This window comes from Fictibacillus phosphorivorans (assembly GCF_007673525.1).
Lineage (GTDB): Bacteria > Bacillota > Bacilli > Bacillales > Fictibacillaceae > Fictibacillus > Fictibacillus phosphorivorans_C.
In genome coordinates, this window is the sequence record NZ_VDZU01000001.1 from 3,347,423 (window position 1) to 3,361,086 (window position 13,664).

A 13,664-nucleotide genomic window follows, 5' to 3' on the forward strand; every position below is an offset into this window, starting at 1 on the left:
ACTCCTTTATCTGTTCCGTTTTTATCTATCATTTAAAAGGTCTCGTCCAAGGAACTTGATATAGATCATCGAGATAATCGCTACACAGACAAAGACAATAACCGACAGCGCCGAACCTTCACCGAAATTAGTCTGTGCAAACATGACTTTGTAAGCAAGGATCGATATCGTTTCCGTAGAGTTTGCTGGACCTCCACCTGTGAGTACATAGATTAAGTCGAACACACGGAACGCATCTAGTGTACGGAACAACAAGGCAACGAGGATGCTAGACTTTAATAGAGGCAGTGTGATCTTTAAGAACTGTTTCCACTTGCTTGCTCCGTCGATTGCTGCTGCTTCATACAATGAACTCGGAATCGTTTGAAGCCCCGCTAATAACAAGAGTGCCATATACGGCGTCGTTTTCCATACGTCTGCGAAAATGACGGCAAACATAGCGCCCGTGCTTGTTGTGAGCATATCCGTCATCTGATCAAACAATCCGATCTCTGCAAAAGCTTTGGCTACGATTCCATTTTGACCATCATATAGATACTTCCACATGAATGCTGAAACAGCAGTTGGGATCGCCCATGGAATGAGGATGGTTGCTCTGACGAGTCCTCTACCAAAGAAAGCTTTGTTGATAAGCAATGCGATCGCGAGTCCGATAACGAGCTCTGCAAAAACAGAGATTACCGTAAAGACGGTCGTATTCTGAATCGCCTTCCACATGCGGCTATCTGTTAGATTTTCTTTATAGTGCTTCAATCCGATAAAGTTTGGTGTGATGACTGAATCCTTTAATGATGATGAAAGTCCGATCACGTCTTCAGGGTTTTTCAGTTCACTCTTTAACTCTCTAAGTTGTTCGGAAGAATCTGTTACAGCTTTCTCTAGATCGAGCGCTACCTCTTTGTCCAAATCAGAAACAGCGAGCTCTTCACTGATCGGCTCCATCACGGTTAGCTTCTCATCTATTTCGTCATACTTGCTACTCAATTCTCCATCAGCTTTTAATTCTGAATCCACTTTTTCAAGATTTGTTTTAATCGCTTCAAGCTCTGATTTTGTTTTTCCTGTTGCTTCATCTAATTCATCTTCAAGTGAACTGATCAAGAAAGGATAGTTATCTAGATAGGTTTGCAGATTCACTTTATACGACACATACGCTTCAGATTTTGCAGGATTGTTCAGTCGTAGATCAAACATGCTGTAATAGAAAGATTGAAATACTGGCCAAATGGCAATGATTAAGATCAAGATCATCGACGGGGCGATCAGCATGTAGCCTAGCGAACGGTCAGAACGCTTTTTCTTCGCCTTTTGTTTAGTTTTTGCTGCTATCGGCTTTTGGTTGTTAGGCATTAGATCAGGTTTCAAACGTTTCAGCTCCTTACTATTCGAATGCAATCGACGGACGGGCGCTGTTACGTCCATCCATTTCACTCTTTGTGTGTGGAATCGATACCAATTATAAAAGTAAGGGGAGCCTCTCTAAGAGAAAGGCATACCCCTTATCCATTTACGTTTCTTACTTTACTAGTTTTGCAGAGATTTCTTTTTGCATGTTTTTAGCTGCTTGTTCTGGTGTGATCTTTTTCGCTACTGCTTGAGAAACTTGTACTTGAATGATGTCAGAGATCTCAGGGTAGTTCGGTGCTACTGGGCGAGATACTGCTGCTTCAAGTGCGTTTACAAAACCTTCTTCTTTAAAGTATGGGTTTGCATCTAAAATTTCTTGGTCTTCATAAAGAGAAAGAATCGTTGGCGCGTGTCCACCTTTGATCGCGTCGATCTTTTGTCCTTCTTTACCAGCCATAAAGCTTAAGAATTTCCAAGCTTCTTCAGGGTGTTTTGTGTTTTTGTTGATACCAGCCATCCAGCCGCCAAGTGCTGCTGCAGAACCTGCATCACCTGCTGGAAGTGGAGCTACTCCAACTTTACCTGCGATCTTAGATTGCTTCTCATCATTTGCTAATGCGAATTGATATGGCCAGTTACGAATCAGACCTGCTTGTCCGTTGATGAATGCTGTATGTGACTCTGGCTCGGCAAACGTTGTAACGTTTTGCGGAACAACATCAGAGTTTGCAACTTCTACAAGCTTAGCAATTCCTTTGATCGCTTCTGGAGAGTCAACTTTAACATCACCATTTTCGTCGATGATCTGACCACCGTATGATGCGATAAATTCAACCGCGTTACATACAAGACCTTCGTATTGCTTCGCTTGCATTAAGTAACCAAACTGTGTTCCACCTTGCCCCTTCGTTTCCTTCGCTTTCGCTAAAAGCTCATCCCACGTCTTTGGAACAGAACCTGCATCAACTAAGTCTGTGCGATAGAAAAGCATTCCTGCATCAATAAACTTAGGAAGAGCCCATTGCTTTCCTTTAAATTTAGATGCCGTGATCGCACCTTGGTTATAATCATCTGGGTTAATACCGTCTTTTTCCATAAAACGGTCTAAAGGCATCAAGAATCCTGCTTGTGCAAATTCTGCCGGCCAGATTACGTCTAGATCGATAACGTCGATCTCATCTGAGTTAGCGTTGAACGCTGTCACATAAGCGTCATGCTGTTTGCCCGTATCAGCAGGCATCTCTTTAAATTTCACATCAATGTTAGGGTATTTCTTTTCAAAAGCTTCCACCATTGCTGTTGTACCTTGTGTATCATCCTTACCACGTGCATAGACGATCGTTACTTTTTCGTCTTTATCACCGGCGGAATTGTTACTGTTGCTGCTTCCTTCTTCTTTGTCCGAACAAGCTGCAAGTACAAGTGACAACGCTAGTGAAGTAGAAATCACTTTTGAGATTTTCTTAAGCTTCTTCATTGTGTTTCCCCCTAATCTCCTGTTTTGTAAACGATTACATTTCACCACATAAAGTTACGTTGAGGATCGTTTGATCAACTGAAATGGCAGGATTACTTCTTTTCGACTTAAAGGTTTCTTTGCCTGAATAGCTTCTACCATCAAATTCATGGCTTGCTTAGCAATAGTGTCGATCGGCTGTTCGACCGTCGTCAGATCCATTAATGCTGCCAGAGGCTGATTATCAAAGCCGATGATAGCAAGATCCTCTGGTACTTTCCAGCCAGCGTCAAACGCCGCTTTTGCGATACCTGCTGCCACTTCATCACTACCGGTAAAAACCGCTTGCGGCTTATCATCCAGCTCACTCAATTTTTTAAATGCAGCAAAGCCGTCTTGCACACTATAAGCGTTGTAAAAGAACCATTCTTCCTTCATCATGATTCCTGCTTCATCTAGCGCTTGTAAGAATCCGATCTTTCTGTCTTTAGAAACTCTGGAGCTTTTGTGGTTGCCAGTGCAATACCCGATCTTTGTATATCCTTGATCGATCAAGTGCTTCGTTCCTAGATAGCTTCCTTCTATCTGGTTTAAGTAGACGGAAGGTACTTGAGCAGAGTCTGAGTATTCGTTACAAACAACGATGGGGCCGAACGATAAGTATGGTTCAAACTCACTCCAATCGTTTTCTATGGATGTTAAGATCAGACCATCTACTTGCTTTGTTTTTAAAAGCTCTAAAAAATTCCGCTCTTGCTCTTTCTTATAACGGGTCTGGCACAAAATCAGCTGATAGCCTTTTCTCGCGGCTTCCTTCTCCATCACTTCAACTAGATGACTGAAAAATGGATTCGTGATCCGAGGCACATAGACAGCGATCGTTTCTGTCTGCTGTCGCCTCAATCGTCTTGCTGATGAATTGGGCACATAATTCAGTTCTTGCATCGCCTGTGTTACGAGACGTTTTTTCTCTTCTGTCACATACGGATGTTCATTGATCACCCTAGAGACAGTTGTGCGGGATAATCCTGCTTTCTTCGCCACATCTTGAATGGTTGCCATCAGATTCTCCTCTTAAACAATTGTGGAATCGAATTCATGAAATCGTTTTCATAATCAGAGTATAGTTCACGAAATATTCACAGGTCAATCCTTTTTTTCAGAAAGTTTTGTAATTAAAGATTTCATCGGAAGCAGGAAATACAACGATTCAAACGAACTTATGATAAAATACATACACGATTTTGTTTTTAACGTGAAAGGAGCCGGACCATGATTACAGTAAAAAATTTAAAAAAGTCCTTTGGTGATCTTGAGGTATTGAAGGATATCAATGCAGAAATAAAAGCACAAGAAGTAGTTTGCGTGATCGGCCCTTCTGGCTCAGGAAAAAGTACATTTCTCCGCTGTATCAATAAACTTGAAGATATAACTGGTGGCCAAGTCATCGTGAACGGGACGGATATCACAGATCCGAAAACGAATATCAATAAAATCCGGGAAGATGTCGGAATGGTTTTTCAACAGTTTAACCTTTTCCCTCATAAAACCGTCTTAGAAAACGTAACACTTGCTCCACTTAAAGTGAAAAGCGCCAATAAAGAGGAAGCTCGTGATAAAGCATTAAAATTACTCGCAAAAGTAGGCTTGCAAGATAAATCAAACGCCTATCCTTCACAGCTTAGCGGTGGTCAGAAGCAGCGTGTTGCTATCGCACGTGCACTCGCGATGGACCCTAAGATCATGCTCTTTGATGAACCTACCTCAGCACTCGACCCAGAGATGGTCGGTGAGGTTTTGGAAGTAATGAAAGATCTTGCGCGTGAAGGGATGACAATGGTAGTCGTTACGCATGAGATGGGGTTTGCGCGAGAAGTTGGTGACCGTGTGATCTTTATGGATGGCGGCTACATCGTTGAAGAGAATGTTCCATCTGAATTGTTCGGAAACACGCAGCATGAACGTACGAAGTCGTTTTTAAGTAAAGTTTTATAGTGATGGTAGTCGGTTCCCTGATTTGAAGGGACCGGCTTTTTATTTTGCTTTCTATGGTGTGTGTAAATGTCGAATGGCCTTTATTTTTGATTTTAGACTTAATTGGTCTTAATTTAGACTTAATTCGCTGCTGTTTTGACTTAATAGGATACAGTTTCGGCTTAATTAGTTAGCTTTACGACTTAATTGACCTGCTCCCCCCTCATAAACCACCCACAAACAAAAAAACTGGACTCTATAAAGAGTCCAGTTTGTTACTTTATTTGATCAATCCTTTGCTTTTCAGAAATTCTTGAGCTACTTCACGCGGATCTTCTTTATCAAGGTCCACTTTCGCATTCATTTCTGCCATATCTTTTTCTGAGATCTTCCCTTCAAGCTCATTGAGAACACCTTCAAGCTTCGGATACTCCTTCAACGTATCTTCCCTAACAACAGGTACTGCATAATAAGGTGGGAAGAATTTCTTATCATCTTCCAGCGTCTTTAAATTAAAACGAACGATTCTTCCATCTGTTGTATAAGCTGGAATCGCGTCCACCTTACCTTCTTTTACAGCAGAGTACATCAAGTTCGGATCGAGACTCTTCTTATCCTTAAAGTTAAGTTTGTACGTATCCACAAATGGCGTATAGCCGTCCTCACGTTCAAAGAACTCTGTCGGACCACCGAAAGTAAGCTGGTTCGACTTCGGTGCAAGTTCTGAAATCGACTTCACATTCACTTGTTTCGCCGTATCAGGATTTAACGCTAGCGCATATGTGTTTTCAAAACCGAGTGGCTTTGTCCACTTCAGATTATAGTCTTTCGCATAGCCTTCTTTTACTGCATCATAAATTTCTTCAGGCTTCATACTCGGATCATATTTTTCTTTTAAAATGGTTAGATAGCCTGTTCCTGTGTATTCAACATAAAGATCGATATCGCCTTTCTTGATCGCTTCCGTAAGAATAGGCGTCTCACCAATCGCTTCTTTAACGACTACAGGATAATCCGTTTTGTCTTTGACATACTCAGAAATCACATAAGGGAGGATGTATTGCTCTGTCCACTTCTTACCTGTGATTACAATCGCATCCTCTTCACCGCCACCACGCAGTGCAAAGAAAAGAACGAGTGCAGCGATCGGTAACCCAATAAGGACAGGCAGTTTCCATGAACCACGTTTCTTTGATGCTTTAGGTTCAGTAGCTAACTCAATGCGTCGCAGAATAAAATCAAATACGATGGCAAGTAATGCAGCGGGAATCGCACCTGCTAAAACAAGCTCATTACGAGTAGTAGATAATCCACGATAGATAAGATCACCTAATCCACCTGCTCCAATAAATGCCGCAAGTGTAGCTACACCAATCGTTAATACCGTAGCAGTACGCAGACCAGCCATGATGATCGGCAGAGCTAACGGCAGTTCGATCATTCGTAAGATTTGAGTATTTGTCATACCCATACCTTTACCAGCTTCAACAGCCGATTTATCTACCCCTGTAATTCCTGTGTATGTGTTGCGTAGGATAGGCAAAAGTGCATAAACAGTAAGTGCGATGATTGCTGTTGTACTTCCGATTCCGAATACAGGCAGTAAGAATCCGAATAAAGCCAAACTCGGTATCGTTTGGAAAATGGCTGTAACCCCAATAACAGGTTCAGCAACCGTTTTTCTTCTTGAGATAAAGATTCCTAGAGGAACCGCAATCACTGCTGCGATCAAAATCGATACAAGAGATAAAAATAAATGCTGCTGAAGTCCTGTAAGAATTTCAGGCCATCTGTTCACAAACGTATCTTTCATCGTGATCAAAAAGTTATTCAATGCCCGCACCCCCTTCAACAGGTTTTTGTGCGGAAATATTTAACCCAGCTAAACCGCGCATCATGGATGCACGTGTGATCAATCCAACTAATTTTCCGTTATCGAGCACAGGGATCATATGAACACCATGGGTTGCGAAGATTTCTGCAACCTCCGTGTACGTTGAGGAAACATCGACCGTAATGATCTCTTTTTCCATCAGATCACCGATGGTCTTGTCTTCTTCAGGATAATGCTGTTCGATTTTATCAAGTGTGGTGATTCCTAGAAGCTTGTTTTGCTGATCTGTGATCAAGAGACTGTCTACTCCATATCTCTTCATCATTTTTAATGACTCGGCAAGTCCTCTCGTTACTTTTGCCGTAACTGGATTTGGTCTCATAAGATCTACCGCTTCTGGCATGGACGATTCATCAGCAGACAATCGGTTCTCACCAATAAACCCTTTAACAAAATCGTTTGCTGGATGACGCAGAATTCGTTCTGGTGTATCGAACTGAACGATTTCTCCCTTATTCAAAATCGCGATCTTGTCAGCGATCTTAATGGCTTCATCCATATCATGGGTAACGAATACAATTGTTTTCTTAATGGTATCTTGCAATTTAACGAGTTCATCTTGCAGCTGTTCACGGCTGATCGGATCAAGTGCAGAGAATGGTTCGTCCATTAAGATGATAGGAGGTTCTGCAGCAAGAGCTCGAATAACACCAATACGCTGCTGTTGACCACCGCTTAGCTCAGAAGGATATCGCGTTCTGAATGTTTTAGGATCTAATCCAACTAAATCTAGCAATTCATCAACTTTGCCATCATACTTCTCTTTTTCCCACCCTTTTAAACGAGGTACGAGTGAAATGTTGTCTTCTATCGTCATATGAGGCAATAGACCAATTTGTTGAATAACATATCCAATATTCCTTCTCAGCTCAACGGGGTTTCGGTTTGCAATATCTTCTCCATCAATGAGGATCGTTCCTTTTGATGGCTCGATCAAACGGTTTATCATTCTCATGGTCGTTGTCTTACCACAACCACTAGGCCCGATTAATGCTACTAACTCCCCTTCTTTAATTTGAAAGTCAATATTCTTCAAGGCCTCAAAACCGTCAGGGTACGTTTTCCCTACGTTTTTGAAAGTTATCAAGTTCGGTTCTCTCCTTTTTTTACTTAAAATAAGCTGCATCCATTAGAATGTCCATAACTTATGTTTCCCTTGCTTGCTTGCTTGAAAACTTCTTTTCTAAAAGTTTTTTGTTTACATTGTTGCAATTGCTGCAGATAGACCGGCTTTTCCCTTTACAAAACTATAAAAAACACCTGAAAGGATGTTGTCCCCTCAGGTGCGTTCTAGTTATGCTATTGAACCTTCATCTTCGCTATTCTTTTTTCTAAACTGACTGGCAAAGTAAGCCCATGTACCGATCATACAGATCGCCATGAAACCTACTAGAATCCATAGATTAAAGCTAAAGCTTTCCATATCTCCGCTTGAGATTACCGCTTTAAATCCTGAAACCGAATATGTCATAGGAAGCCAAGCATTGAATCCTTGCAGTCCGTTCGGAATAAGTTCTAATGGGAATGTTCCCGCACTCGTTGTAAGCTGTAGGATTAAGATAATAATCGCTACAAATCGTCCTGGATCTCCAAGCACTGTAACAAGTAACTGAACGAGAGCTAAGAATGTAAGACTCGTGATAATACTAAGTCCGAGGAACGCTCCTAAGTTACTCACTTCGATTCCTAGACCATATATCAATACTGCATCCGCAATAAGTGCTTGAACAACACCGACAACAGCTAAGAACGTGAACTTACCAGCAAACCAGCTGAAGCCTGAACGCGGGTGTCCAGCTTTATCACGTAATGGGAATACGATCGACATCAACAATGCTCCTACGAAAAGACCTAATGATAAGAAGTAAGGAGCAAAGCCTGTTCCGTAGTTCGGAACGTCAGAAAAGCTTTTTGTTTTAACTGAAACAGGGTTTGCAATGCGTTCAAACATGTCACTGTCTGGATCAAGTTCACCTGTTTTGTCCGCAGCATCACTTAATGAAGAAGATAGTTTCCCGCTTCCATCAAGCAGCTTTTGTTCACCATTATGAATTTCTTTCACGTGCCCTGTAACCTCTTGCCAGCCTGTTGCAACAGTGGAAGTTCCATCTGCTAACTTGTTACTCGCCCCTAACAGTTGCTGACTGCCATTAGCCGCTTCGCCTAATTTAGATTGGAACGTTTGCGTACCTTCGTTTACTTTTGCCTGACCGCTCGCGAGCTGATCGACTCCGCCAACAAGTTTAAGCTGACCGTTATGAAGTTCTTCTGCTCCATTTGCTAAAGCTGTTTGTGAATCACTAAGCTTTTTAGCTCCGGCAGAAAGTTCATTCGCTCCGCCAGCGATCTTACCTGTTGCTGCAGTTAAACTATCCAATCCGTTATTTATGCCATTACTAGCTGCTGCAAGCTGTTTTAAAGATGCTGCCATCTGCTCATCTGACATGTTTCCTTGGTTTTGAATCAGTGCATTGATTTGTTGTTCTAATTGTTTTGAACCTGCGGTTGCCTTTTGTGCACCAGCGTTCCATTCGTTTACAGAGCCTGCAAGCGTACTTGCACCTGTCGATAATTTAGATGCCCCGCCTTGAAGAGCTAAGCTGCCGTTCTTAATTTTTTCTGAACCAGCTGTCGCTTGGCTCAGTCCACCTTTTAGAGCTTGTGCTCCATTACTTAATTGACCTTGTCCGTCTGCTAGTTGTTTATGAGCAGCAAGTAATTTATCAATTCCATTATCGAACTCAGTCATTTTTGAATTAAACAGGACTGCTCCATCTTTTAGTTCGTTGATCTGTGGTGTTTTTGCTTCCATTCCAGAAGCTAGCTCACCACTGCCAGAAGCTGCTTTTTTTAATCCATCTGTAACTTGATTTGACCCATCTGCTGCTTTCTCTAACCCGCCAGCCAATTGCTCGACTTGATCGAACATCACTTCAGCGTAAGTTTTTGTAAGTTCGTTAGACAAACTTTCTTTCATTTTATCTACGGCTGTTCCGCCAATTTGTGCAGCTAGAAAGTTAAAGCCAGCGTTCGGTGTATAAATGATCTCAGGCTTTTTGTTTGAGTTTCCTGATAGAGCAGTTGCCTCTTCAGAAAAGTTCTCCGGAATCTCGATCATCATATAATAATCGTTATGTTCCAAGCCTTGCTTTGCTTTTGCTTCACTAACAAATTCCCACTCAAACTGTGGATTTTCTTTGAGTTTTTTTACAAACTCATCTCCCACGGTTAAGTTCTCACCGTTATATTCATAACCTTCATCTTGATTGACTACGGCCACTGGCAGATCTTCCATCTTGTCATACGGATCCCAGAACGCCCATAGAAACATTCCGCTGTATAACACAGGTATAAATAGAACTGCTAGGACCGGTACTGCAATTTTTCTGTTAGAAAAAACTGCTTTAAATTGAGCTCCGATACTTTTTAGCACAGTTGTTCACTCCTCCTGATACTGAATGACTGTTTTAGTCATTTGGTCATTTAACGGTAAAAAAAGAGACTCTTACAGTCCGCTTTTTCGAAAATGACCGAAATAGAAATTTGGTCACAACTTAATGTAACACGTTTTTCTTGCTTCTGCAATACTATGGTTTCCTTAAACCATCCATTACAAACATCTCCAAAACCTCAAGCATCTTTTCTTTCTGAAGAGCTTCGTGATCACGTTCCCAATCAAAAATAAGAGCGATATATACCTTTACCATCATAAACGCCACAATATCTGTGTGACATTCTTTAATCTCGCCTTTTTCTACCGCTTTATCCAGCTCTTTTTGAACAAAACTTAATACCGCTTTTTCGATTCTCTGCAAAGCCTCAGTTACAGGCGAAGTATTTAGCTCTTTCACTTCTTGAGAAAGTTTAACAGCTAACTTATGCGTTTTACGAAGTTCTACAACTTCATACAGTGCATTATGCAAGTTCTCGTAAAACGGCCGATCTTCTTTTATTGCAGAAGATGCCGCTAATTTTGTCTCTGTTACTAAGTTTGTGATAATCTCAGAAAATAATTCTTCTTTGTTTGCGAAAAAAGTATAGATCGTTCCTTTTCCAACGTTTGCGATCTTAGCGATTTGATCTACTGTACTCGCCTTATAGCCAAACATAGAAAAAGAGCGCTCTGCTGCGTCTAGAATACTTTTTCTGCGGTCCATCATCCCACCTCCTCACCATTAACAATATTTCGTTTCGTACATAACTGCAAGGTTAAAAGGACTCTTGTACCTTCATGAAGCACGCTCTCATACCGAAGTTTGCCGTCCATATCTTGAATCAGTTTATAGGTTACCATCATACCTAGACCCGTGCCTTTTGCTTTTGTTGTATAAAAAGGTAGCCCGATCTGTTCTAGCTCCTCTTCTGTCATACCTTTACCATTGTCTTCAATCGCGATTGTAATACTTCTTTTTGTAACTTTATAGCGATACAGATGGATCGTACCTCCCTCTTCAATCGCTTCTATTCCGTTTTTGATAATATTTATTAAACCTTGCTTAAGTTTTGGTTCATCAATGCACACATTGTAAGATCCTAATGGACTTGCGGTAACCTCCACATTATTAATCGCTCCATAAGGGGCAGTAAGCGCGATAACATCTCTTAATACTTTTTCTAGTGAAACGGTCTCAAGCTTAGGAACATCAGGCTTAACCATAGACAAATAGTCTGTGATGATTTTGTTCGTTCGATCTAGTTCTTCAATTAAGAGTGGGGAATGCTCCCTCAATTTTGCATCTGTAGTCGTGCTGCCGAGAAACTGAATCATTCCACGAATAGTCGTCATCGGGTTTCTCACTTCATGCGCGATTGCCGCTGCCATCTGTCCTGCAACTGCCAGTTTATCTAAGTAAACGGTTTCCTTTAACTGCATGTTGATCTTAACGAGTCTCTCGATTAAGAATATACAAGAAAAGAATGCGATCAAGAAGCTCGAGAAATAGACGAGATAAAAATCGATTGTCAGAAAATCAAGATATGTATGAATGAACAACATATAAAAAAGTGTATAGACCAAAGCAATATAGATAGCAGAAACCCATCTGCGTTTATCTTCATCAAAGAATCCATGATAGATCAGACATACCACATATGCTAGTGAGATTAAGACGATACCCAGCCACGCTAATTCTCCACCTACGGCTAACCTAGCGATCGCAACAATTATCGAACAGATCGCTCCCGGTAGCCAGCCTACATACAATGTGACAATCATGATTGGAACATTTCGAAGATCAAAAAAAGAATCCTTCAGCGTTTCAATAGGAAACAGCATACAGACTAGTGCACCCGCACCACTGATCAGACCAAAGACAACTTGGTTCTTATAACTCGGAATGACACCGGGATGAAGGGGGAAGAACATGTTCAATAGATGAGTAAACGAAAATATGATTGCAATATTTACAAATAACGGCTCGATAAATGCTTGCACAACAGCTTCCCCCTTCCTTTTTTCTCCCTACAGTATAGCAGAAACATTCTACAAGAAAATATAAAAAACGACAAACATATCCATTTGCCGTTTAATTCTTAACATATTTATTATTTTTTATATAAGTTTGAGTGATTTCATGTCTCATTCATTACGAACGGAACAAAGAATCCACAGCCATTTTCGCTGAATTCACACAATCTGGCAATCCTACACCATCATATGGAGCTCCTGCTAATCTTATGCCAGGCAGCTCATGTTGAAACACAGTTCTGAGCTTTTTGACATACTCTTTATGTCCGACTTCATATTGCGGCATTGAATCAATCATACGAGAAACATGATAGAATTCTGGACGAGAATCAACACCCATAATTTTCTTCAAATCATCTAATACTTTTTCCAAAATAACTTCATCTGGTTGTTGAACGATATTCTGGTCTTCTGCTCGTCCTACATAACAACGAAGAACCACTTTTCCTTTCGGAGTCGTATGCGGCCATTTTCTGCTCGTCCATGTACAAGCGGTGATGGATGTTTTTTCACTTTTAGCAATAACAAAACCTGTTCCATCAAGACTGAAGTTCACGTCTTCTTCATTAAAACTCATTGCAACAGTTGCTACTGAAGTTGGCTTCGTGTCGTGAAAACCAGCAGGAAACAGAGATTCACCAAGAAGTTTTTTCGTAACATGATAAGGTGTTGTGACAATTACATGATCACCTTTCATAACCGAACCATCTTCCATCACCACAGAATATATTCCGTCTTCAGACCGCTCGACAGCTTTAACGGAAACCCCTGTCTTTATACTCTCTTCTGGCACTGCTTTCGAAAGAGTTTCAATGAAAGAGGACAGCCCGCCTTTGAGTGTTAAGAAAGCACCTTTTTTCTTCTTCGTGATCGGTGTCTTATCTTGTTTAGGCTGCGTCTTTTTCATGCCTAAGATTAAACTTCGATATTTCTTTTCCGTTTCTACAAACTGTGGAAACGTAGATTGCAGGCTAAGCCGATCGATCCTTCCGGCATATATGCCTGATAACAAAGGTTCGATCAGCCGATCAACTACTTCATCACCAAGACGTCTTCTAAAAAAATGACCGACAGAAATATCTTGTTGCGCATCTTTTCGTTTAGGAAGAATAAGGTCTAACCCTGCTCTTGCCTTTCCCGTTACAGAGAAAAGAGGTGTTGTCGCAAACGGCATCACTTTTGTCGGGATTCCCATCACAGCTCCTTCAGGAATAGGGTGAAGCCTCATATTATGCAAAATATAAGCCTGACCCGTTTCATTAGAAACTAAATCGTCGCCTAGACCAACATCTTTAATAAGTTCTGTCATTACTGTTTTTCTGGCAAGATAGGAATCAGGGCCACGCTCTAGCACAAAACCATCTTCTTTAATCGTATCAATCTTGCCGCCAAGACGGTTGCTTGCTTCGATCACTGTGAAGGTTATCGGCTTGCCCGTTTCCTTACCATATTTCTGAACATAAAAGGCAGCGGCTAAACCTGTTATGCCGCCGCCCAATATAATAACGTGCTTTCGCTCGTTCATT

The 13,664-nt window shown here is 41.2% G+C and carries 10 protein-coding genes; 1 reads left to right on the plus strand and 9 read right to left on the minus strand.

Features of this window, described 5'->3' with window-relative positions; translation table 11 throughout:
- Nucleotides 1–21 precede the first annotated feature (21 nt).
- From FS458_RS16815 to FS458_RS16825, 3 genes are all read right to left on the minus strand, one after another.
- On the minus strand, nucleotides 22–1,350 hold the full coding sequence (locus FS458_RS16815) for an ABC transporter permease subunit (RefSeq protein WP_144703758.1): 1,329 nt from the start codon (nucleotides 1,348–1,350) through the stop codon (nucleotides 22–24).
- A gap of 166 nt (nucleotides 1,351–1,516) precedes the next feature.
- Nucleotides 1,517–2,824, minus strand: a complete 1,308-nt coding sequence (locus tag FS458_RS16820) for an ABC transporter substrate-binding protein (protein WP_144702831.1) — start codon at nucleotides 2,822–2,824, stop codon at nucleotides 1,517–1,519.
- 54 nt (nucleotides 2,825–2,878) lie between these two features.
- On the minus strand, nucleotides 2,879–3,865 hold the full coding sequence (locus tag FS458_RS16825) for a LacI family DNA-binding transcriptional regulator (RefSeq protein WP_144702834.1): 987 nt from the start codon (nucleotides 3,863–3,865) through the stop codon (nucleotides 2,879–2,881).
- 210 nt (nucleotides 3,866–4,075) lie between these two features.
- Between FS458_RS16825 and FS458_RS16830 the strand changes: the two genes are divergently transcribed.
- Nucleotides 4,076–4,798 carry an amino acid ABC transporter ATP-binding protein gene (locus FS458_RS16830; protein WP_144702836.1) on the plus strand — a complete coding sequence of 241 codons (723 nt, stop codon included), beginning with the start codon at nucleotides 4,076–4,078 and terminating at the stop codon, nucleotides 4,796–4,798.
- Nucleotides 4,799–5,057: 259 nt separating this feature from the next.
- Here the strand turns inward: FS458_RS16830 and FS458_RS16835 are convergent, their stop codons facing one another.
- The 6 genes from FS458_RS16835 to hemY form a co-directional block, all read right to left on the minus strand.
- Nucleotides 5,058–6,620 carry a glycine betaine ABC transporter substrate-binding protein gene (locus FS458_RS16835; RefSeq protein ID WP_425589495.1) on the minus strand — a complete coding sequence of 521 codons (1,563 nt, stop codon included), beginning with the start codon at nucleotides 6,618–6,620 and terminating at the stop codon, nucleotides 5,058–5,060.
- Nucleotides 6,604–7,758, minus strand: coding sequence for an ABC transporter ATP-binding protein (locus FS458_RS16840; RefSeq protein ID WP_144702839.1), 1,155 nt, complete (start codon nucleotides 7,756–7,758; stop codon nucleotides 6,604–6,606). Before FS458_RS16840 ends, FS458_RS16835 begins: the two co-directional genes overlap by 17 nt.
- Before the next feature lie 207 nt (nucleotides 7,759–7,965).
- Nucleotides 7,966–10,104 carry a YhgE/Pip family protein gene (locus FS458_RS16845; protein WP_260858723.1) on the minus strand — a complete coding sequence of 713 codons (2,139 nt, stop codon included), beginning with the start codon at nucleotides 10,102–10,104 and terminating at the stop codon, nucleotides 7,966–7,968.
- A gap of 154 nt (nucleotides 10,105–10,258) precedes the next feature.
- Nucleotides 10,259–10,831, minus strand: a complete 573-nt coding sequence (locus FS458_RS16850; RefSeq protein ID WP_144702842.1) for a TetR/AcrR family transcriptional regulator — start codon at nucleotides 10,829–10,831, stop codon at nucleotides 10,259–10,261.
- The gene (locus FS458_RS16855; RefSeq protein WP_144702845.1) at nucleotides 10,828–12,105 is read right to left on the minus strand and encodes an ATP-binding protein; all 1,278 of its coding nucleotides are present in this window, start codon (nucleotides 12,103–12,105) and stop codon (nucleotides 10,828–10,830) included. Before FS458_RS16855 ends, FS458_RS16850 begins: the two co-directional genes overlap by 4 nt.
- Before the next feature lie 151 nt (nucleotides 12,106–12,256).
- Complete coding sequence (hemY, locus tag FS458_RS16860) at nucleotides 12,257–13,663, minus strand: protoporphyrinogen oxidase (RefSeq protein WP_144702848.1); 1,407 nt, start codon at nucleotides 13,661–13,663, stop codon at nucleotides 12,257–12,259.
- Between the last annotated feature and the right edge of the window lies 1 nt (nucleotide 13,664).

Excerpts from the sequence above, each read along its gene's own strand:
- FS458_RS16815 (WP_144703758.1), bottom strand. The coding sequence starts at position 1,350 with ATGCCTAACAACCAAAAGCCGATAGCAGCAAAAACTAAACAAAAGGCG.
- FS458_RS16820 (WP_144702831.1), bottom strand. The coding sequence starts at position 2,824 with ATGAAGAAGCTTAAGAAAATCTCAAAAGTGATTTCTACTTCACTAGCG.
- FS458_RS16825 (WP_144702834.1), bottom strand. The coding sequence starts at position 3,865 with ATGGCAACCATTCAAGATGTGGCGAAGAAAGCAGGATTATCCCGCACA.
- FS458_RS16830 (WP_144702836.1), top strand. The coding sequence starts at position 4,076 with ATGATTACAGTAAAAAATTTAAAAAAGTCCTTTGGTGATCTTGAGGTA.
- FS458_RS16850 (WP_144702842.1), bottom strand. The coding sequence starts at position 10,831 with ATGATGGACCGCAGAAAAAGTATTCTAGACGCAGCAGAGCGCTCTTTT.
- hemY (WP_144702848.1), bottom strand. The coding sequence starts at position 13,663 with ATGAACGAGCGAAAGCACGTTATTATATTGGGCGGCGGCATAACAGGT.